The sequence below is a fragment of the Nostoc sp. genome (assembly GCF_036917195.1).
GTDB lineage: Bacteria > Cyanobacteriota > Cyanobacteriia > Cyanobacteriales > Nostocaceae > Nostoc.
Window position 1 is genome coordinate 50570 of record NZ_JBALDG010000013.1, and the last position, 22067, is coordinate 72636.

The 22067-nt window shown below is 41.2% G+C and carries 16 protein-coding genes, 1 tRNA gene and 5 pseudogenes; 13 read left to right on the plus strand and 9 right to left on the minus strand.

Annotated features, from left to right (window positions below):
• Positions 1 to 96: 96 nt before the first annotated feature.
• Positions 97 to 549 carry a hypothetical protein gene (locus tag V7K40_RS04430; RefSeq protein ID WP_334957091.1) on the minus strand — a complete coding sequence of 151 codons (453 nt, stop codon included), beginning with the start codon at positions 547 to 549 and terminating at the stop codon, positions 97 to 99.
• 598 nt (positions 550 to 1147) lie between these two features.
• Between V7K40_RS04430 and V7K40_RS04435 the strand changes: the two genes are divergently transcribed.
• From V7K40_RS04435 to V7K40_RS04450, 4 genes are all read left to right on the plus strand, one after another.
• Entirely contained in the window at positions 1148 to 2842 is a 1695-nt protein-coding gene (locus V7K40_RS04435; RefSeq protein WP_334957093.1) for an alpha/beta hydrolase, read from the plus strand.
• A gap of 852 nt (positions 2843 to 3694) precedes the next feature.
• Positions 3695 to 4372, plus strand: a complete 678-nt coding sequence (locus V7K40_RS04440; protein ID WP_334957095.1) for a DUF6875 domain-containing protein — start codon at positions 3695 to 3697, stop codon at positions 4370 to 4372.
• Positions 4373 to 5385: 1013 nt separating this feature from the next.
• Entirely contained in the window at positions 5386 to 5949 is a 564-nt protein-coding gene (locus V7K40_RS04445) for a DUF2808 domain-containing protein (protein ID WP_334957097.1), read from the plus strand.
• Between the two features lie 355 nt (positions 5950 to 6304).
• Positions 6305 to 6502, plus strand: a complete 198-nt coding sequence (locus tag V7K40_RS04450; RefSeq protein WP_334957099.1) for a hypothetical protein — start codon at positions 6305 to 6307, stop codon at positions 6500 to 6502.
• Between the two features lie 194 nt (positions 6503 to 6696).
• On the opposite strand, the gene V7K40_RS04455 is transcribed toward V7K40_RS04450, so the two are convergent.
• The 5 genes from V7K40_RS04455 to topA all read right to left on the minus strand — a co-directional run bounded on the left by V7K40_RS04455 (position 6697) and on the right by topA (position 14953).
• Positions 6697 to 9432 (minus strand): HD family phosphohydrolase, encoded by a 2736-nt coding sequence (locus V7K40_RS04455; RefSeq protein ID WP_334957101.1) that lies wholly within the window; start codon positions 9430 to 9432, stop codon positions 6697 to 6699.
• Positions 9433 to 10026: 594 nt separating this feature from the next.
• On the minus strand, positions 10027 to 10968 hold the full coding sequence (locus tag V7K40_RS04460; protein WP_334957103.1) for an ADP-ribosylglycohydrolase family protein: 942 nt from the start codon (positions 10966 to 10968) through the stop codon (positions 10027 to 10029).
• A 452-nt stretch (positions 10969 to 11420) separates the two neighbouring features.
• Positions 11421 to 11888 (minus strand): type II 3-dehydroquinate dehydratase, encoded by a 468-nt coding sequence (gene aroQ / locus V7K40_RS04465; RefSeq protein ID WP_334957105.1) that lies wholly within the window; start codon positions 11886 to 11888, stop codon positions 11421 to 11423.
• 7 nt (positions 11889 to 11895) lie between these two features.
• Positions 11896 to 12036, minus strand: coding sequence for a hypothetical protein (locus V7K40_RS04470; RefSeq protein WP_334957106.1), 141 nt, complete (start codon positions 12034 to 12036; stop codon positions 11896 to 11898).
• 265 nt (positions 12037 to 12301) lie between these two features.
• The gene (gene topA, locus V7K40_RS04475; RefSeq protein WP_334957108.1) at positions 12302 to 14953 is read right to left on the minus strand and encodes a type I DNA topoisomerase; all 2652 of its coding nucleotides are present in this window, start codon (positions 14951 to 14953) and stop codon (positions 12302 to 12304) included.
• Positions 14954 to 15289: 336 nt separating this feature from the next.
• Here topA and V7K40_RS04480 point away from each other — a divergent pair, with 336 nt between their 5' ends.
• The 3 genes from V7K40_RS04480 (at position 15290) to V7K40_RS04490 (ending at position 16724) form a co-directional block, all read left to right on the plus strand.
• Positions 15290 to 15682 (plus strand): hypothetical protein, encoded by a 393-nt coding sequence (locus V7K40_RS04480; RefSeq protein WP_334957110.1) that lies wholly within the window; start codon positions 15290 to 15292, stop codon positions 15680 to 15682.
• Entirely contained in the window at positions 15669 to 15989 is a 321-nt protein-coding gene (locus V7K40_RS04485) for a hypothetical protein (RefSeq protein ID WP_334957112.1), read from the plus strand. Before V7K40_RS04480 ends, V7K40_RS04485 begins: the two co-directional genes overlap by 14 nt.
• Before the next feature lie 141 nt (positions 15990 to 16130).
• On the plus strand, positions 16131 to 16724 hold the full coding sequence (locus V7K40_RS04490; RefSeq protein ID WP_334957114.1) for a DUF6745 domain-containing protein: 594 nt from the start codon (positions 16131 to 16133) through the stop codon (positions 16722 to 16724).
• A gap of 219 nt (positions 16725 to 16943) precedes the next feature.
• Here V7K40_RS04490 and V7K40_RS04495 read toward each other — a convergent pair.
• Positions 16944 to 17234: pseudogene (locus V7K40_RS04495) on the minus strand (carbohydrate porin); the annotation flags it as partial.
• A gap of 220 nt (positions 17235 to 17454) precedes the next feature.
• Here V7K40_RS04495 and V7K40_RS04500 point away from each other — a divergent pair.
• A complete protein-coding gene (locus tag V7K40_RS04500) occupies positions 17455 to 18171 on the plus strand; it encodes a PEP-CTERM sorting domain-containing protein (RefSeq protein WP_334957116.1) in 717 nt (238 codons plus the stop codon).
• Between the two features lie 152 nt (positions 18172 to 18323).
• Here V7K40_RS04500 and V7K40_RS04505 read toward each other — a convergent pair whose 3' ends face one another.
• On the minus strand, positions 18324 to 19940 hold the full coding sequence (locus tag V7K40_RS04505; RefSeq protein ID WP_334957118.1) for an iron uptake porin: 1617 nt from the start codon (positions 19938 to 19940) through the stop codon (positions 18324 to 18326).
• Positions 19941 to 20227: 287 nt separating this feature from the next.
• On the opposite strand from V7K40_RS04505, the pseudogene V7K40_RS04510 reads away from it, so the two are divergent.
• From V7K40_RS04510 to V7K40_RS04530, 5 genes and pseudogenes are all read left to right on the plus strand, one after another.
• Positions 20228 to 20480: pseudogene (locus V7K40_RS04510) on the plus strand (zinc ABC transporter substrate-binding protein); the annotation flags it as partial.
• Positions 20478 to 20797, plus strand: a pseudogene (locus V7K40_RS04515) (ATP-binding cassette domain-containing protein); the annotation flags it as partial. The pseudogenes V7K40_RS04510 and V7K40_RS04515, both read left to right, overlap by 3 nt.
• Positions 20794 to 20943 (plus strand): hypothetical protein, encoded by a 150-nt coding sequence (locus V7K40_RS04520; protein WP_334957120.1) that lies wholly within the window; start codon positions 20794 to 20796, stop codon positions 20941 to 20943. The pseudogene V7K40_RS04515 and the gene V7K40_RS04520, both read left to right, overlap by 4 nt.
• Before the next feature lie 27 nt (positions 20944 to 20970).
• A pseudogene (locus V7K40_RS04525) lies at positions 20971 to 21319 on the plus strand (metal ABC transporter permease); the annotation flags it as partial.
• Between the two features lie 74 nt (positions 21320 to 21393).
• Positions 21394 to 21466 (plus strand) — tRNA-Phe (locus tag V7K40_RS04530).
• Positions 21467 to 21822: 356 nt separating this feature from the next.
• On the opposite strand, the pseudogene V7K40_RS04535 reads toward V7K40_RS04530, so the two are convergent.
• A pseudogene (locus tag V7K40_RS04535) lies at positions 21823 to 21927 on the minus strand (IS1 family transposase); the annotation flags it as partial.
• Positions 21928 to 22067: the final 140 nt, after the last annotated feature.

Sequence of the window (22067 nt, forward strand, 5' to 3'; positions counted from 1 at the left end):
TGGCCTATTTACCTGAAAATAGCTGTAATGAAAAAATAAATTTATTCATTACTTATTTGCCTACGGCACACTGTAAGAACAGGCATGGGGCTATAATTACGAATTATGTTGACCAACTTTTAGTTCAGCGAAAGTCAACGTCCAGTTCTGTTTATCATTGATCTGAAAGTACAAACCTTGGAGAATCAGCCGCAGAGCTGTTCGAGTTCTAATAAACTTCCTCAGCAGATAAGTTCCTGGTTCAGCAAAGATATCATTAAAGTTTTTTTGATAACCAAATTGTTTTGAACAGTAACTGCCAGCACCTTTGACTGTTAACACAAAAAATTGAGCTTGTTTGTATTGATCAGGAATCATAAAGATTCCATATACATGGTGACGACCATGCCACGGCTGAACAATAACCTTAGTAGCATGTACTTGGAATTTTGTAGTTTTTGATGCAAGAATCGCCTCGGAATTGCAATCAGAATTATTCACAGGCCAGTAAAATGTAATAATACTCAGGGAGAGCAGCAAAATTAAAATATAGCGGAGTCTGTGACGCATAAAGCCAAGAAAAATTGTTGATGCAGCTGGTAGATTTTGATGAGTAATGATTGTGCAGCCACAGCAGCAAGCTAAGGGGCAAAGACAAAACATTCAGCGGTCGGTTAAAGTTTCCTGTCAAAAAAAAATTGCACTCAAGACATCAGTTCACAAAAAGTCCAGATTGGAGATGCGATCGCTTACCCTGTTTTAGAGCTTCGTTACAGTATTAAACTTAGTTGAGAAACAATCGGGCTTTTGTGGCTGTAAACACCGATTTATGCTCAAATTTTTAGCTGTGATGAATTCTACAATTCCTTGCTTTTGTTATGCTTTTGATGTAGCTCTGTTCGCATTAGCAGATGCTTTGAGGATATAAAAGCGACGCTGATAGCGAACGCAAGAGCGTCTCCAAGAGTTGCGTAAAGCCTTCGGCATAGCTTCGCTTAGAGCGAGTCTTGTCTGCGACACGCTCTTGCGTTCGAGCGTCATAGCCCGCCTTTAAACATCGCCATCAAGTTCAAGAAAAAATTTGCTTTTGTTTCTAGACAATTAATAGAGTAGTCAAATACACAAATATTGGTTATATTCCCGTAAGTAACAATTGCTATAAAAGCTTATGGGAAAAAGTTGGGGAAATATTAAGACAGTTGCGGGTTTCTTTAGCGCAATTGTACTGACACAGTTCGGGGCAAATACTTCGGCCATTGCGGCTGACACAGTTGTTATGCGTTTGGGTTTATTTACAGAATCCATCTCCCTTGCTGAGTTGCGAAAGGCTGCAAAAACTGGGGAATTGTCTGGGAGTTTGCAGCCTTACGTTAAAAAATTATCTGAACAACAACGCCGCTTTTTCTTGGGGGCGCTGAGCATGAATGTACCGATGAGTGTTGTCACTGTTAATAAGTTAGTTAATACTCAGATTGGCACAATTATTCTCAATGACTTCGCTACGGCCTTAGCCCGAAAAGACAAAGCTGGGGTACAAGCACTCAGAGCCGGATTGGTATTAGGCTCTACTGCACCGCAGGGTCTTTCTATACTGAGTTTTATTGCTGCTTATCCCAGTAAACGCCTAGAAATTAATTTGCCACAGGCTTTTATAGTTGCAAGGAGTTTGAACACAGCTTTTTGGCGTACCCAGCAATTTATGCTAGCGTTGACGCATAGCGGCTTGTCGTCAGACATCGCTCCCCAACTCGACCCGAAAACACCGCAGATTGCTTTCCCTTTTGATCCCAGCCAACCAGGAATAGCTCAAGTAAAAATACTCAACTTAAGCCTGAATGACCAAAAGCGCGATGCCTACGGCGGGCAAAGCCAACGCCAAATTCCAGTTGATATTTACTGGTCAACTGCTGCAACTGCCAATAAACCTGTAATTGTCTTTTCTCACGGCTTTGGGTCAGTCCGCACAGACTTGCGTTACCTAGCAGAACATTTAGCATCCCACGGTTACGTGGTAGCAGCTTTAGAACATCCCGGTAGTAATGAGGCAAATACTAACTCTGCATTTCAAGGCAAAACCAGAGTTATGATGCCTCAGGAGTTTTTGAATCGCCCTCAAGATATTAGTTTTGTTCTCGACGAATTAGAAAAGCTTAATCAAACAGCTAATAATCCGCTTCAAGGGAAACTTGCAACCAATAAAGTGATGGTTATTGGCTATTCTTTTGGTGGTAGTACAGCTTTAGCACTTGCTGGAGCAGAGTTCCAACTGGAACATCTCAAACAACGGTGCAAAAAGAACTTGACTATCTTGAGTCTGGGAGAAGCTATGCAGTGCATCGCTCAAGAACTACCAGAAAATAGTTATCAACTACGGGATACCAGAATAAAACAGGCGATCGCTCTCAATCCTACAACTTCTCTGATTTTTGGCGAAACTGGATTAACTAAAGTGCAAGTTCCTACCCTAGTGTTAGCAGGTTCCGCAGATAAAACCACCCCAGCTTTAACTGAACAGATTATAGGATTTAATAAAATCCCATCTCCCAAATGGCTAGTTGGCATAGTTGGGGGTACTCATCTGAGTGTAAAAGACCCCAGTAAGACTTTGGATCAGATAGGACAACCGAATACACCAATTAGTGGCGGCGAAGTTGTGGGTGAACAAGCAGCAGATGTTCGCAAGTACGTTAAAGCTATATCTTTGGCGTTTGCTGCACAGATGACTCCAGAAGCTAAAAACTACGCTATCTTTCTGACATCAGATTATGCCCAGTTTGCTTCGACTGCCGCATTTCCATTTCGCATAATTACGCAGATTCCTCCTGATGCTATGGCAGTGGTGAAAGAATTTGTTGAGAAATAAGGGACTTTCAATTAAAAAAATATCCAATTTTGTAAGGGAGCCAGTGCGTTGCCCAGAGTTGTCTAAGTAGAGGTTTCCTCCGTTCAGAACTAAGAGTAGGGATACGGAAAACGGCAGAAGCCGCTGCTCATCCTGCCTCCCCTACGATTAATAGATAAGTCAGTTGGCACAATAAAACCAAACTATGTCTATATTGATGAACTAAGCTAAAACCCTCTTCCCTCTTGCTTTCTAACTTATCCCAACGACAAATTTTTACGTCAACCTACTTAAGTAATATACAGTTTATAAAATTGGACTTGATTTTGGATATTTTAATTGTGTAAATTTATACAGCTTTACATTAAATATATAGTTGCAGTAGAATCCCTACTAAATTTTTACAGTAAAAATAACTATTTAGACATAAATTTTATCTAGTTTAAATTATATTAACTTGATATTAAGCTTATAGGTACTGTTAAAACAATACTAAAATTTTACATTAAAAATAATTATTTAGACATAAACTTTATAATCTTTTAGCTAAAAATAATAGAAACTTGAGAATGTAAAAAAAAAAGTTGGAGCATCTGCTGGATAAGACATATGTAGTATTTTAGCTAAAATGCCAAAAATAAATGAACACAAGTTGCTTAGTGTGAAAACAAATTTGTGTATTTTTTGACGGAATTATTTAAAAATTCACAAAAATGCTAGACCATTTTTATCTGCTACAACAGATAAACTCAAAACAAAAAATATCAAAGATTGTTTTGTTTACTTAGATAATAATTATTTTTAAGACACATAATATTGGGAAAGTAATTTTGTATTCATAATTAAACAAGTTATTTAATTTTATTCAAGCTCATGCAACTTTATACACCTCTTGAAATCAAACAACTCAGGCAATACGAAGACCTTCCTTACTTACTTGAAATTCTGGAGTGGGTGAAAAGTTTTTTAGCAAGACCTCATCCTAACTTAGGAAGGCCAGGTGTAGTTTGCCCTTTTGTACCTCACTCTCTCAAGTCAAACAGTATTCGTCTGGCGGTTATTCGCACAAAAGATTTGGAGCTAGAACAATTAGAAGAAGTTGTTAAACACTACCGAGATATCTTTCTTGAAATGGAAGTTAAAGAGCAGGAATTAGCAATCAATAAAGCTTTTTTACTTATATTTCCTGATGTCTATATAGAAGATGCTTATAAGCTAATAGATAGTGTCCAACAAAAACTTAAACCTTTGTTTGTTGAGTCAGGACTGATGATAGGAGAATTTCATAAACGTAATGAAAGTCCTGGTCTGCACAACCCAAACTTTCGTCCACTTCGTAGCCCTATCCCCTTGTTGGCTATTCGGTTTATGGTTGAACCTGACCTTCCCTTTCTTGAGAGTCCGGCTGATCCACACTTACGTATTAGGTATCTAGAAGCTTATTTAAAGTGCTTTGGTAATAAATTTACAGATGAAACAAAGTTTAAAAAAGCTCATCAAGCATTAGCTTTAGCGAAAGAAGAACTTAAAGACAAAAATTTGGTGTATTAACATATAAAATCAAATATTTGAATTGGGGGCGATCGCCTGGAGTTGATTTTTGAAAAGAACTTGGCAAAATCAATCAAATGTGAAACCGATGGGATGATTAACTGAGTCTTGAAGATTATGTCTGATGCAAAATAAAAACCACTGTACGCGAGTAATCCATTGAGTAGATTTAGCATTCTCATAGAATTCGCGGCTACACAAACGTAGGTAAAGCCTTCCCTGTGGGTAGTCTGCTGAGACAGAAAGTATGAAAAATATAGACTTTGAAACCCACTGAAGTGGGTTTTGTCTATGTAGCTGCGGTTTATAACCCAATACGCTTGGGATAAGCCTTTTTCTTTCCCCCTGCCTCCCCTGCCTGCCTAAACAGATAAATTTTCTTAACCCAAGCGTATTAGTTTATAACCACCCTTCTAATATCATCTTCGCTTGATTACTTATTGTATTTTTAGGGAAAATCACTAATCTAAATCTGCTAAATTTGTGTCTTTTAAAGGAATTAAATCATCATAAATCGATATATTTTACTTTTTTAGTATAATTTGCATGTTATCACTTAAGTAACCTTATTGATATGTAATTCAATTAATAAGTTTAATAACATGGAAATTTATTGATTTTTCAAAAAATTTATTATTTAAACTACGGTAAATTTATCAATTTATAGATGTATTTACCTATTTAAAATACGGTAAATGTATCGACATAAGTGTGTTTAAGTTTAGTCAAAGCCCGGTAAAATCATCGACTTTTGAGGAAATTTACTAATAAAAATTATGCCAAAATTACTAGTTAAATTTAAATTTAACTATCTGATTTTTATTTATAGACAATTAGAAATTGCGTGCTAGAATTACAGCAAAATAGCCTAATCAATAGTCGGCAAACTTGATTTAAATTGCTGATTTGAGAGGCTGTAGTTATTTATTTGCTCAGGCTTAAATATGGGTATTTGAAGCAAGACTCAATAATTTGCGTCCCAGATAAAAGTCATTGAGGTAAAAATATAAATTATGAAATACGTTACTAGTTTTTTTAGTACTCTATTTGTTGTTAGCACTGGACTATATTTACTACCTCATTCAGTAGCCAATGCAGTTATCTTAAGCAATGGGACGATCGTCTTTGCCCAACCACCACGTTTAGTTAGTGCCAGCACTCCATACAGCAATACAAGTGTTCCGAATACGACATACTATTTCACTCTGGAAGTGCCAGTGACGGCTGGGGAACCGTTGCAGCAGGTTACTTTTACTCAGATTGAGGGGACTGAAGATATTGAATTCAATCAGAAAGATACTTTTGCTTTTGAAGGCACACGTAATAGCCAAGGTTCAAAGTTGGCACTCAAAGCTGTGAAAGGTGACAACAAACAACAGACTTTCATAGTAACCTTTGACACCCCTATACCACCAGGTAAGACAATTACTATTGGTCTGCAAACTTACCGCAATCCTTTTTATGATGGCGTCTATTTATTTGGTGTGAAGGCTTTTCCCTCTGGTGAGCAAACCGCTGGTCAATTTCTCGGCATCGGTCGCTTGCAATTTTACGCACCCACGACTACAGAGAATTAAGTTCATCTAACGCATTCGATGCAGAATCTGTTATTTAAACCGTTGAGGACAAGAATTATACTTGTCCTTTATTTTTTTGAGAAAGTTTTCGCTACAGACCCAACTCTCGGTCTGAGTAATATCAATAAATTTTAATAAACTTTTGTTATTTAGGACAATCTATGTAAATCTCATTAATATATACTACGAAAAAAAATCGGATTGCCGTAGATTAAGCAGCAAATTATCTGGGTTAGCCAATAAACTCAAAATTTAGTGCCAAGTAAACTTTTAGCGTCTATTACAAGGGTTCTTGAAAGCTATGTCTGAGCCACGCTACGGGATCTGAATTCCCGTTTACGGCAACTGCGGCGTAATGAACCATCCTCTTGAACCTCGTGATGCCAGTTACTCACGAGCTAAGGATCTGCTCCAGTTGGCTGAACGGTGCGGGTTTACAACAACTTTGATCGCAGAACACATTATTAATCCCAGAAATCAACAATTAGCTCAGCTGGAAACTTGGACGGCTTGGAATGCTGCTGCTCAAGGGGTAAGAGTGGAATGGCACTAATAAAAGCTCTAAGCTATGCAGGATAAGGGCTACAGATTTGAAAGCTATTGAACAGTGGAGAATGAGTCAGGCGATCGGTCTTGATGCAGGGTCAGCGAAGCGATCGCAGTAAAGGAAACTGAACTTTGCTCCCGACCTACCCACCCGATGGAAGCGATCGCTGTGCCTATGATTAGGACTGCTATATATCCAAATTACGAATTTCGCGCAACGCTACTAGCCTTCAACTTAGGATAAGCAATCCGTTTGTGGTGAAATTGCTGCCAAACATCCACAAATATCTGAGCAATCTGTGACATTTCTTCCCGTTTTAGTCCTGAATCTACGAGTTGATTGTCTTGCCATTTGGCACGCAGAATATTATTGAGCATTGCTAAAGCTTGTTCGGTGGAGACATCTTTAAGCGATCGCTTCTCTGGCAGAGATTTAGCCGATGCTTGCAGTGATCGCAGCGCTGCTTCGCAAGAATCTGCTAACATGACAATTCCGGTTTCCCGTGATTGGGGAATTGGACCATCGTAGCGAAAATCTGCGTCGTCTACTGTTAAACTTGGATCTTCCTGAGCCATTTGCTGGGCTTGGTGATGGAAATAGGCAATCAGCATCGTTCCTTGATGCTCTGGAATAAAAGCTTGAATTGCTGTAGGCAAAAGGTGTTTACGCGCCATCACCAACCCTTCAGTTACGTGCTTTTTGATAATTTCTACACTCTTCCAAGGGTCTTTAATCTCGGTATCGTGTTTATTCGGCCCCCCCATTTGATTTTCAATAAAGCCAAGGGGGTCGTGCATTTTGCCAATATCGTGGTATAATGTGCCAGCCCTGACTAGTTCAACGTTGCATCCTAGTTCTTTGGCAGCAGCTTCGGCAAGGGTTGCCACAAATAGCGTATGTTGAAAAGTTCCGGGAGTTTCAGTAGCGAGTCGTTTTAATAAGGGGCGATTAGGGTTCGCCAACTCTGCTAAACGGATGGGAGTGACTAAATCAAAAAGTTTTTCTAGATAAGGACTTAACCCTAAAGCTACGATACTCCAGCCTAAACCGGATAAAGCAAACAATCCGGCTTCTCGGAGGACGATATACCAGGTTGAACCAAATGCTTGACCAATTAAGATTTTAACAACCAGATAAATACCACCCTGAGTTAAGGCGATCGCAACACCTAATAATGCTAATTCTTCACGCGATCGCAATCGTTGTGCAATGTAACTACCTAATATTCCTCCCCCAACACCAGCTAAAAGCGCAGCCTTGCTCATATCCAAGCTAATGCCTAATATCGGGAATAGCAGTCCGACAACTGTCAAGCCCAAAGTGGGACCGTAGAAGCTTCCCAACAATAAACCAAGGGCACTCCAGGTTGTATAAGGCAATCCGATGGTGATCACTCCTGGCACACTCAGAGTCAGCAATAACACCAATAGACGATCACGTTGTCGCAATTCGTAATGAATATGCCGTTCTACCCAGACAAAAATACTAATGGCGATCGCAATCACGCCTGCTAACTTCACCAATTCTTGCCACTTTAGTTCCCAGCGAATCAGGTGATAATGCTCTAACACTTGAAAGTTCCATGCAGTAATCTGCTTTCCTTTTTTGACAATCACCTCACCATGCCGTATCTTCACAATCACGGGTGGCACCCCAGCAGCAGCCTTTTGAGCGTTTTGTCTCGTTTGTTCTTCATCTTCTTGCAGATTCGGCTTGAGTACAGCTAACAACAGCTTCTTTGCCAAAGTTTCAGCGGATTCTGGTACAGAGGTCTGCAATTGTAAACTCACCGCATCCTCTAAGATATTTTTTGGCAGTCCTTGTGGGATGCCTTGGGTGAGAATCCGCTCTGCACTCTGATGGATTCCCATTTGTGTTTTTTCCCACTCCACATCTGACAAATCCAAAAGCAGGGATTCCTCGTATACTACTTCTGGGGTAACAGTCTCTAATTTTAAAAGTTTGGCAGTGGCTTGGGTGTATCTTTGGCGTGCTTGGGAAATTTGGGCAATCAGTAAAGACAAGTTTTTCTCAGAAGTTGTGACACGGTAAGATTCTAGTTCTGCTACTGCTTGAGTAAAGTCAGTGTTTTGAGAAAAATCAACTGGCTCTGTCTTTTCTGGATTCTGAGAATCAGATTTGGGTATTGTGCGCGGCTGGTGTTCCTGATTAGGTGCAGCTATAGATGATGAACGGGAGGCGGTGGTTCGTCCTGTTCCTTTCTTCTGCTGATTTTTACTATTTTCTACAGCTACTAGTAGTGCTTGCCATTCCGGGTTAGGACAAGAGCGGAGATAACGCTGGATAGAGATGGACAAAACTACAGGATCAAAAAAAGGAAAAGATCCAGCAATGGTGCGAATTTCATAGCCATCATCCAGAAGTTGTTGCAAATTTTCGTTAATTTGTTGATTCATTCGTGCATCAACCATCAACATTTGTAAGGAACTTTTACTAACAGCTTTGCGCTCGGCTTCTGTTTTTTTCTGATCTTCAATGCTAGCTGTGTAAGGCGCTCTAATCGTTTGGGGCGCGGGATTTCCTACTTGGAGTTGAGTTTGGTTGTATAATTTATGGCCAATAACGCCTGTGAGGGAAACTACAGCGATCGCTAAAATCACCAAGAAACGCTGTTCATGCACCCAATTTAAACCGACTGTATAAATGCTACTCTTAGTTTTGACCGATTCTGCCTTTGACTTGAGCGCTGTTTCTTGTTTTTGGCGAAGCCTACGGCGGGCTACACCTACGCTTTTGTCATTGGTTTTTGATAAAAATAAGATTACATTCTTAAGAATAGTCTTTAGAAGTTCCCTTCTATGGCTTTTGCTTTTGGGACTTCTCATTAACTTTCCTTTACGGCGTAGTCCTTTGTACTGTCGCCGCCAGTGAGTCAATTGCTGAGTTAAGAACTGCAAAAATTGCTGTATTTTCATTATCTCTGCCTGCAATTGCTGACTTTGATAGCTCAAAATAAGACAATCATCAGGGAAGTTTTATCTGCGGCTGCTTGCAACTACGGTGGCGGGGGCTTTTTTGTTGTCGATTTGCCACAATAGCTACCTACAGAATCAGTCTGAGGGTTTGCTGAAAAATTCTAGTATATAAGACTAGTACATTGTGGCGTCAGTTTGCCTAAGTAAGTAGGCGTGAATAATTAGAGGTTTGTAATCAGCAGCTACAGACCTATTTTAAAGGCTGAAGGCCTTACTACGAGCTAATTTAATTAATTTTACATTGCGTAACATAGTTTGATTTATTCTTGCCCACTTACTTACTTTTGACAAGAACCTTAAGACCCAAGTCTTGTTTGAAATGGTAGCTGGATTTTTAGCAAGCTGTACTAGTACCGCAAGGCGGAAGTCAAAAGTCAAAAGTCAAAAGTCAAAAGTATTACGGAATTAGCTCTTTAGGGTTTTCAAATCGTTGCTCTATTTACGCCGTGTTGTACTAGTAAGTTTTTAAGTTATTGGCTAGATTGTGTAGTCTTCAGCGTTTGGCATCGCACTGTTGTTCGGTGAAAATTAGGATTAACGCGACCGAATAACGCGAGGAGCTGCGTAAACTGCAAGCAAAGCCTCAGATCCCTCCTCTGTTAACTCGCTTGGATGCAGGGCAAAATTATACACTCCTGACCACACCGCCACAAATGTATCGATTAATTTTAACATTTGGGAAAAGCTAGTTAGTCCCCATACCGAAGAATTCCTCTGCAAAAGCAAGACTTGCCAATTTACGGGAATTCCACCTATACCGTTATATGCTCCTGATAAAGCACCAGTAATTGCACTTGTAGCCTGTGAGCTTAGAGGCGTAGCATCTTCCACTTTGAAATTGCGATTGTAAGTAGCCCGCAAAACTGCAAGGCGAAAGTCTTCCAAGGTACTCAAAAAGCAGTAAAATGCCATAGCAATAGTATTACTTAGCTCTTCTTCCCTAGCAAACTCAGCTTGTGCCCTTGACAATCCAGCCCCTTGCTCTAATAAATTTTGAACTCTTAAGAATTTTTTTGGTATTGATGTCGGTGTTTCTCCGAGAAAAGAAATTATTTGCGGGATGAGGGTTAGGGGGTCGAGTTTTTCAGTTAAGGCAAGAGATATTGCATATCCTACTGCTAGTGTTCCATCCCTTACTACTGGGTCATCCTCCCAGATTTTGAGTACATGCAACAAGTTTTGTCGGAGCTTAATTGGATTTTCGTGAAAAAAAAGTGTTACTGGTAGTGTCGCAAGAATTATTTTTATCGAGATGTCATCAGTTGCTGCTAAATGAAGAGATTCTTGTTGCTGACGCCTTATCCAATCATCTAAATCTAATCTACCCAACGCAATCAAACTCTCAGTACCCAAAACCGCCATTCTGCCCAAATCCAGATAACTCTGAGACTTGATTTTACCACTAGTAGCTAAACTTTCCCCCAGGAATGCTCCGAGTAAAGTACCTCTAAACCGACTTATAGGAGAATAACGCATACAATTTTGGATTTTGGACTTCGACAACTCTTAGAGACGCTCTTGCGTTTGCTCAGTTGAAGATTTTAGATTTTACATTGAAAAATTTAATCCAAAGTCTAAACTCTAAGTAGGTAGGCATAAATAGGGTAGCGCAGCGTAAAGCCTGCGGCATGTCAACTCTTAGAGACGCTCTTGCGTTCGCTTAGAGCGATGTAGGAGCGTCTGACTCGAACGGGCATCGTCTCCCCTTAGGAGAAGACCGTAGTTGCTCCAGGGACTTCCAGTTAAAAAAACATCCCATTGTAGAGGATCTTGGCCAAGATCCCCTACAAATCTACAAATAATTTTGGATAAATTATTTTTTGTCAGTCCCCCACTTCTCACATTGAGGGGGGCTAACATCAAACGAGAAGACTGCGCTAACTCACTACAAACTTTAATTTATTTACGCCTAGCTACTTATAACTGATTCATCCTTCATGTTTTCTTAAAAAATGCACCAAAGCTTGTAAGCCTAACAAGTAACTTTGTCCGCCAAAACCACTTATTTGCCCGATTGCTACTGGAGCGATGTATGAATGATGGCGAAAATTTTCCCGGCGGTAAATATTACTCAGATGTACTTCTACCGTGGGCAAATTAACAGCAGCGATCGCATCTCGTAATGCCACACTTGTATGGGTATATGCCCCTGCATTAATCAAAATTCCCTGATGTTGTCCTAATGCCCCATGAATAGTATCTACCAAAATTCCTTCATGATTTGACTGCACAGGAAAAACTTTCGCCTGTAACTTGAATCCTTCTTCTTCTAAGAGGCGGTTAATTTGAGCTAGTGTCAAAGAACCATAAATTCCTGGTTCTCGCTGTCCTAGCAAATTCAAGTTTGGCCCATGCAGTGCCAGAATGCTTAAGGATTGTAAAGTCGAGTTCAGCACTTTTGGGCTAGTGGCGACGACGCGAGCGATCGTTCACAGGAATCGGAATCAGTTCCGGTTCCGATTCAGCCTCTGGTCCTAACAGGCTCTCAATTAGCCTACGTGCTAATTCCTTAAGCTTTTCCACTACCTTTTCTATATAGTCCATGAACTGACCGCTCCTGAGATACTACCTCAATTTTTGATTAACAGGTTCGCAGAAAATGGCATATTTTCGCACCTCTGGCTTCCAACCGGGCTGATCCACAATCCCGTATTTGGGACATAAGCCACTTCTAAAATTTGGCGTTGTGTTTTCCCTTACTTTTTAGAGTATCACACTTGCACCTACCGAACTGCATCCTATCAAGGATGGATATCTAGGGTCAAGAGTTCAAGAGTTAAGGATCGGACTTTGGACTCTTGACTTGTAATTAACCTTCTGTACCTTTTTTTTTCGCAGCAGTCGTTGATGACTTAGCAGTTGACTTAGATTTGGAACTCGTTGATTTACTCGTTTTGCGAGTCGATTTCGCTGTCGATGCCTTAGCTGCCAACAAGTTCAGCGCCGCAGCCAGGGTTACATCTTCTACCGATTGACCTTCTGGGATACTTACATTAGTTTTGCCATGCTTGATGTAAGGGCCATAGGGACCATCGTAGATGTTAATTGTTTCCCCGTCCTCTGGATGTGTACCCAATTCGCGTAAGGCTGCCTTGGACTTGCTGTTGGTGGAACTGCGCCCCTTTTTTGGTTCGGACAATAATTCCAATGCACGTTCTAGATTAATTGTCAATACATTATCAGCAGCTTTCAGGGAGCGGTAGTCTTTCCCCTCTTTACCCTGGTCATGAACGACATAAGGGCCAAAGCGTCCCAAACTTGCTTGGATTTTGCCGCCAGTGACTGGATGAACTCCCAATGTGCGGGGTAATGCCAACAGACCAACAGCCATTTCCAGGGTAACGGTTTCCGGGGTGACACCTTTGAGTAGGGAGGCTTGTTTCGGTTTGGGGTTTTCGTCGGTTTTATCACCCAATTGGACATAGGGTCCATAAGCACCAATTTTCACATAAATCGGTTCGCCAGTTTCGGGATGCCGACCTACCTGGTCAGGGCCTGTGGTTTTTTGACGCAGCAATACTTCTACCTGTTTGGGGTCGAGGTCTGCTGGTGTCAAGTCTTTGGGAATTGAGGCGGTGATAACCCCCTCACCATTTTCGACTTCAATGTAGGGGCCATATTTACCAATGCGGACTTTAGCATCTAGATTTTCCAGTTCTACAGTCCTAGCTTTGGGGGCATCAATTTGACTTTCCCGTTCTTTTACCAGGGTTTCCAGCCCTTTTTCTCCCAGATAGAATTGCTGCAAGTAGGGTAGCCATTTCGCTTCACCTGTGGCAATGTCATCAAGGGTTTGCTCCATTTTCGAGGTAAAACTGGGATCAACGATGTCCGGGAAATGTTTTTCCAGCAAGTCGGTGACGGCGAAAGCAGTGAAGGTAGGAATAAGAGCGTTACTCACCAATTGGGCATAACCCTTGTCGATAATCGTGCCAATGATGCTGGCATAGGTACTAGGACGACCGATACCTTCGCTTTCCAAGGTTTTCACCAAAGTAGCTTCCGTGTACCTAGCTGGCGGTTGGGTTTCATGACCAACTGCTTCTAAATCTGTACAATTCGGATGATCTCCCACTTTCAGATTCGGCAAAATTACTTCCTGGTCTTCCAGTGCTGCTTCCGGGTCGTCTGAACCTTCGACGTATGCACGTAAGTATCCTGGAAATTCAATCCGTTTGCCAGAAGAACGGAATCCAGCGTCTTCGACTTGCAATTGCACAGTAATTTGAGTTTGGCGGGAATCAGCCATTTGACAGGCGACAGTCCGCTTCCAAATCAAATCGTAGACAGCAAGTTCTCGACCACCCAAACCAGTTTCTTGGGGGGTGCGGAAGCTGCTACCTGCTGGACGAATTGCTTCGTGCGCCTCTTGTGCGCCTTTCGATTTGGTAGTGTATTGCCGAGGTTGGGGACTGAGGTATTGTTGACCGTAGAGCTTTTCTACACAACTCCGAGCAGCTGCGATCGCCTGATCTGACAAATGCACCGAATCTGTCCGCATATAGGTAATATACCCCTGCTCGTACAAATTCTGGGCAACCCGCATCGTGTCACGGGCTGAGAGGCGCAGTTTCCGGTTAGATTCTTGTTGCAGTGTCGAGGTAGTGAACGGTGGCGCAGGTTTGCGCGTCACTGGGCGTTCCTCGATGTCGGCAACATTCCAGGTTTTCCCAGTCAGGCGTTCCTTGAGGGCTACCGCTTGGTCAACGTTTAGCAACAAGACATTGCGACCTGCGGTAATTTGTCCAGTCGTTGCGTCAAAATCGCTGCCGTTAGCTATTTTGCTTCCTCCCAATGTGACCAACTGGGCACCAAAGGGAGTTTTTTCCTTTGACAAACTGGCTTTCAAATCCCAGTATGTACCTTCATGGAAAGCACGGCGTTGGCGTTCTCTTGTGACTAAAAGCCGCACGGCTACAGATTGCACTCGCCCAGCAGATAATCCCCAGGCGATTTTTTTCCATAGGAGTGGAGACAAGGTATAGCCCACCAGTCGATCTAAAATCCGCCGCGTTTCTTGGGCGCGAACCAACTGCTCATCGATATTGCGGCAGTCTTTGAGAGCTTTTTTGATCGCCTCTTGGGTAATTTCGTGAAACACCATCCGCTTAGTCGGAACTTTTGGCTTCAGCAATTGGTATAAATGCCAACTAATGCTTTCACCTTCCCGGTCTTCGTCCGTTGCCAGAATCAGTTCATCTACATCTTTGAGGGCATCTTTGAGCTGGGTGACAATTTTCTTTTTGTCTTTCGGGACAACATATACCGGTTCAAAGTCGGCGTCCACATTTACCCCTAGCTGCGCCCATGTTTCCCCTTTGACGGCAGCGGGAATTTCACTAGCCGACTGAGGGAGGTCACGCACATGACCCATAGACGCCTCCACCCGATAGCCTGATGGCAAGTAGTTGCGAATGGTACGAGCTTTGGTTGGAGATTCGACGATGACGAGAGTTGACATGGAAATTTCAATAAAAAGAATAGCTGCTAAGCTAAACAGTCAAATTGAGGTAATTTTTGCAAATTGTCAAGATAAAAGGTCGCGCTTAGGGCGGTGATTTAATCCTCACATAAACTGCCTGCTTGGGAGAAAATGCGCTGAACTTAGGGCCCAGTCTTTCTCAGAGGATAGGGGAGGGTAACGCTGGGTGTGAATTTCCAGCTATTTCAATCTTTAACTTATCTAACGCATAATTGGCGACTACAGTTTTCAAAATACCCCGCAAGAAGTGTAATACGACAATATCTTTTGTCAATGAGGGGACTGGGGACTGGGGACTAGAGAAAAGTTTTCTTAATGCCCAATGCCCACTTTCATAAAGCTTGTGCCAAAATTAAACCAAACTTGAGAGCAAAAGCGAAGTGGGGTTTGTACCCATGTCAGGAAAGCAAAACCATGCAACCGATTCGTCAAGGTGATGTAATCTTACTGCCTGTGCAGCAAATTGAAGGACAAAAAATACCTCACTTAACTTTGGCAGAAGGCGAAGTTAGCGGGCATAAACATCGCATTACTGAGGGAAACGCAGAATTATACGAAAAAGATAGCACACTCTACTTACGTGTGTTTTCAGAGTCCGCATTGCTAGCTCATGAGGAGCATAAAGCTATTTCTATTCCCCAGGGTGATTGGATGGTGAAAATTCAGCGGGAATACGAGCCTGAAGGTTGGCGTTATGTCGCTGATTGAAAAGTTAACGCCTGAAGAAGAGGCTTTAATTCCAGTTTATCGCCAGAAGTGGCAGAAAATTGCGCTTTCAACTGAGCGGATTGATAGAGATAAAGCAGTGGAAGTTCTTAAAGCTACATATACAGCTATCGGTAAACAACAGCCAGAAATAATTTTTTGTCAAAGTCCTTATGCTGGTTTAAAAATAATTTTTAAAAAGCTACCTAATTTAACTTTTAATAATATGAATGTCCTAAGTTTAAATAATAATTTTTGTGACTATATTATTGGAGATTTAACTAATAGAGATAGAGAATTTTCATATTAAATAAATACGCAGATTCTTGGACAATTAACTTTTGTTGAACCAAGTTTCACTCCTCAAGAATATATATTAGAAGATAAATTCCAAAATCAGCCTAAATTCAATATATATTTAGGAGATCGTCTCTGGTTAAATTTCCAAAATTTGGCGAATCGTTGTTGTCATGTGGATTTTTACGTTTCTGTATTAAATTATTATTACAGCAAAAAAAGATGGGAAACTTTACAGTCTTTATCAAGATTTTGTGGTTGGATTTCTCCATTTGAAAAATTTTGTATAGTATGCGATCGCCCCCTTCACCTGCGCTTTGACAATCAAAATCGCCTCCACGCAGAAGGCAAACCAGCCATTGAATTTACTGATGGATATAGCCTCTACTCCTACCACGGCGTAACCTTGCCTGAAAAATACGGTAAAATCCATCCTGAACAATGGCAAGCGGAATGGCTTTTATCAGAAGAAAATGCCGAACTACGGCGAGTACTAACTCAGGGTATCGGTTACGCCAGAATTTGCCAAGAACTACAAGCTATTGAATTAAATAATTGGCAAGAATATAGTCTATTAAAAATAGATAATGATGTAGATGAAGAACCAATTTATTTATTAAAAATGACTTGCCCTAGTACAGGGTTTATTCACGCCTTGCGTGTTCCACCTGAGATGAAATCAGCGCATGAGGCAATTTGCTGGGTAAATTGGGGAATAGAACCAGAAGAATTTGCTATACAAACATAACTGCTTTAGGGACTTTACACATTTAGAACCACACGAAAAAAGTCTAAGACTATTACCTTTCCTTATGGTCACGGGCTAAATGAGAATGAAATAGCCCTGGAATTTCTATATTGTTTTGAAATATCAAGCCCAGTATTTTGCTGGGTTTTATTTTTGATAGCACACAAAAAACAAAAGACGCAAAAGATAAATTTGTATCTTATTTGGAAATTTTTAAAATTAGAAAATGAATGTGGTTCTCACTGTACTAATGACGATATCATCGTTTTGATTGTCATGATCTGACGCTGTTAGCCAGATAACTCCTGGAGTAATGCTGATATTGTCACTCAGCTTATATTGATAGAAACCTTCAATGTGATATGAAGTGTCTGGATCTTTGTTAATACCTGCATTGCTGAGAGAATTGCTGACACTGGTAACTTTAGGTTCCATACTCACAATAATGCCTGCAATGTTACCTTTTTTACCAAGATCCAGGAAAGCCAGTGTGACGGTATTCCAGATGTTAGCTCAAATAATAATACAGATTTAATATTCATCTACGTATATATATATAAGATATTTTAGTCCGCAATTGTTTTCATATCCTATATTTTGGAGAGCTTTTTGCTATCTTCAGATTTATTGGCTCAATAAATAGTTTTGGTAAAAATGATTCTTGCTTACTACACAAATACTCGGATGATATGCCAAGGTATGGGTATCAAATGGTTAAGGAAATAAATCAATGTCTACTGTGCAAAAACTATCATTAGCTTTAATAGGAACAGCAGTTGTTTTCATGAGTGCTAACCCAGCCGGCGCTGTTAGCCTAACTAAAGGAGGTTCCATACCTGTTGCAGGAGAAGGTCAATATACTAATATTCAAGGAGCTACAACGATCAACTTCAATTCAGGAACCGCAACCGATCCAAACGGATTTGTTACTTACTCTCCAACCAATGGAATTGTCCAAGGGAGTGTAGATAGTCAATATGCTGCCCCCTTTGGTGATACCAGCAAATACTTAACGGTTGCGCCACAAGGTGCCCAAGCTAACGGTCAGAATATTCCAGGAAACACTGGTAATGAAACTATTACCTTTGCTAAGGCTGTTGATTACTTTGGCTTCTACTGGGGGTCAATAGACACATATAACATTGTGGATGTCTATAGTGGAGGTAATCTATTAAAAACATTTAGTGGCGCAGATGTTCCAAACGCTCCAGCGAATGGTGAACAGAGTGGTGATGCAAATAATGTCTATGTTAATTTGTTAGCAGATAGTAGTAAAGGAGAGACTTTTGATAAGGTAGTTTTAAGAACAACTGGTATTGCATTTGAAACTGATAACCACAGCTACAGACTAGCTAATGTCCCTGAACCTACCACAACATTGGGCTTGCTAGCATTCGGTGTTATGAGTGCTGGTTCATTTGTAAAACGGAAATTAAAGTCAGTTTAAAATCATCTCTTTACACCGTCTGAAAAACTAACAATGTCATTCTCCTTTTCAGAGATAAAACTCAGCAAAAAATACTGGGTTTTTATTTTGAAATCATCTAAAAAAGGAAGACGCAAAGAATAAATTTGCGTCTTCAGGCAAGATTGTGAAAATTAGAAACTGAATGTGGTTCTCAGTGCGCCAATCACAACATCATCGTTGTCATTGTTTTCATCTGGGGATGTTAACCAAATGACTCCTGGGGTAATGGTGATATTGTCAGTCAGCTTATACTGGTAGAACGCCTCTAGATGATAGGATGTATCCGCATCTCTATCCAGTCCTGGGACGTTAGAACTTGTCACTCTAGGCTCCACACCAGCGATGATACCTGCTAAGTTACCTTGTTTACCGAGGTCGGGAAAGCCGAGAGTGACGGCATAGTTCCAAATGTCAACATCTCCACGATTTCCATTCAATGTCCGGCTGTTGGTGTATCCAGCCCAACCACCTAAGACAATGTTATCAGTGATGCCAATGGATGCTTCGACACCGTAAGAATTACTGGAAAATCGGGAATCTAGCGCACCATCGCCATCTAAATCCAAGGGCGCGAGAGTTGCTGCATTGCTACCCGTGAGTAGTGGCTGATTATAGGAATTGATGTAAGTAAAACCAAAAGAAATGCGATCGCTTGGTTTAACCGTCAACTGCGCCAACGCCCCGTAAGAACCATTAAACAAACCATTATTGAGCGTAGGGTCATTAGCTGTACCACTCAAATACCCTAGACTCAGTGCCAATTTATCACTGAACTCGTGCGTTACTGCCAACCCTGCGCCATTTATCTGGCCATAAATTGGGTTGCGTGTACCAAAGGTGGACAAAGCACCAAAGGAGCCATCACCGTCAAAGAGATTGACAGTACTGGTAATATCATCTGCTGCTGCTGCGTTGGCAAGAGCAGTAACCTGTGTTCTTTCACCCAGAGGGAATTTGTAATACAAGGCATCTATAAAAGCATTAGTCGTACCATCACCAGCAAAGAATAAGTTACCCTCTGGTGTACCAATGTTAGGGCTGAGAATATTATCAGCCTGGATTCTGGTGAACAGCGTATCTTTCCCTGTGAAGCTGGTCACAAGTTCTATCCGTGCCCGTAACCCTAAAGTTGTATTCTTATCTGTAATTTCCGCACCGTTGACTGTATTTCCTGACAAAACATCGCTGGCGACTGCGATAACTTCTCCCTGTAGTTTGGTTGTGGTTGAAAACCGATTCGCCTCCAATTCAGCACTGCGTACTTCTACTGCATCTACACGACCTCGGAGTGTCGCCAGTTCAGCTGAAAAATCTTCTTGCAGCTTTTGTAATGTGGCTAAATCTTGTTTGTTAACTAAATCGCCAGTGGCTGTAGCAATAAGTTCGTTAACGCGATCAAGACAAGCATTCAAACCAGCAGCAAACTCATATCGCGTTAATGCCCGATTACCACGATAAGTGCTATTTGGGTATCCGGCAATACAGCCATAGCGCTCAACCAAAGACTGCAATGCTTGGAATGCCCAATCAGTAGGTTGTACATCGGAAAATTGAGACACGGAGGTAACTTGCGCCATTGTTTGATCTGGCGCTGTGTTCGTAGCTCTTGTGTCTGGATTAGCTAAAACTTGCGCTTGATTGATTTCAGACGTGCCAGATGTTTCACCTGCAAATGTAGCAGTATTCATAAATAGCATTACACCGCAGATTGCTGGACTAACTAGCAGATATTTACAGAATTTTTGCATTTTTCTCCTCACATTGATCTCCAATTCACACCCAAACCCAAACCACATTTTTTTAAACGTGTATTTTCTGAGAATATTTGTCAGCAATCTTATCAGAAGTAAGCAAACTTTTTAAGAAAAAAAGTCAAGAAATCCTAATTCTCTAGGGAAAACTAAATTGCAGAGGGCTGTACCGTCTGAAAAAGTTTTGTTGTTATTCATTGCACAGGAAACCCAGAATGATATTCTCTGACTTTTTTAAGAATGAGAATCATTATATAATAAAATTTAGAAAAAGGCAATTCGCTATTACCTTTAATGATGCGTTTCGATATTTAGCTAAACCCTATAACCTCAAGCAAGTTGCTGTGGTGCAAATTCCCCAAGATCAACTTTCACCAACGGATGTGCAAAATGCAGTCAATGCTGTGAAAAAGTACAAAGTTAAAGCTTTATTTCGTGAACCAGGAGTAGATAACAAATTTAACCAACCTCTCAAAAGACTTAAAGTTAACTTTGCGTTCTCTGGATTCTCTGGAAACTGGTAGAACAGAAGTAGAAGCTTTACGGCGAACCGATGCTTATTATTTACAGCATCAACCTATTGATACTCTTAGCAATGGTGAACTTAAGCGGGTTTTATTGGCTTATTGTTTGGTAATGCCTCGGAAACTGTTGGTACTAGATGAATGCTTTGCTGGTGTTGATGTGCAAGGTTCAGCAGATTTTTAGGCTTTGCTAAATGAATTAAAGCGGGAGGAGGGTTGGACGTATTGCAAGTTTCTCATCATATTTATATGGTAAATCGCCATTGCGATCGCGTGCTTTGCCTTAACCAAAACATTGTTTGTACTAGTCAGCCGGAAATTGCCCTTTGATTGCAAAACCTGTTAGCAACCTACAGCCCAAGTTTCAGTCGCTACCAGCACCAACATTAATGCCCATAAATATGAATTTCTTCAATGATTATCAGGTAAATTGGCTAGCGATCGCCAATAGTAATGACTTAGTAAAGTTGTTATAATTTCCCTTTATGTAGCGGGCGATCGCAGTGTTGATCCTTAACCCCGACGTAGTGCAAGTTCAAGGTATTCGCGTCCAATTGTACCGCTACGTGTTTGTGGTCTTGCTTTCACTCGCCGTTGCTGTAGTGATTAAAGCTGTCGGCGTTTTACTGGTGAACGTTTTTTTGGTTATTCCCGCCTCTACTGCCAACCGCCTCTACTGCCAAACTGATGAGTCACTACTTTAGCTGCTTTCTAGTCATGTCGGTGATAGTTGGTTCCATCAGCAGCATTGCTAGCATCATTGGATCAGGTATTTTCAACCTTGCTTCTGGCCCGTTTCTGCTATTTGTAGCCGTTTTGATCTGGTTCAAGTTGAGATTGAAAGCTGCATAAATATTTTTCTGCAAAGACTTGCTATTTTCTTGGATGTTTGCTACAGTCATTAATCGTGGCTCATAAAAGCCCCAGCCGGGATAGCTCAGTTGGTAGAGCAGAGGACTGAAAATCCTCGTGTCACCGGTTCAAGTCCGGTTCCTGGCATATTTTACAGCGCAATATCAAAGGATTTGGACTAAAATTCATCTCGATTGACTATGCAAGTTTTAGTCAGAAGATTTTACCGCTTTTTGATGACCTAAGATCCGGGGAACCTGGGGGCGAACGCTCTTATTCGCCATCAATTCAAAAGCTCTTTGGTGATGCTGCTGGCTAATTCAGTAATGGTAAAGTTCTGAGTTAACTTTCGCCGAATGTCCCATTTGTTGGGCTGCCAAAGAAATGTCTAAATCAAACTACAAAGTCCAGATCGCCCAACAGTGGCGCAAATTGTAGGGAGGAAAAATTGAGTGGCGGTTAAACCAGACAGTGACAACGTGACTTTTTTCCTTGGTTGCTCGAACGTTCTGTCGTCCGCACTCACGACATTTGAACCATTGTTTACCGTTGTGGATGCGACCATTCTTGACCGTTTGAGAAGATGCACAAATTGGGCAGGCAGGCATGAAAGAAAATCATTACCAATAAATTCTACTTCATCATTACATCTTGAGTACTACCTAGAGGCGCAAGGCCTTGCGCCCCTACCGTGTGGTCTATTTACCTGAAAATAGCTGTAAAGACTCGTCAGCGAGTATCAAAGACT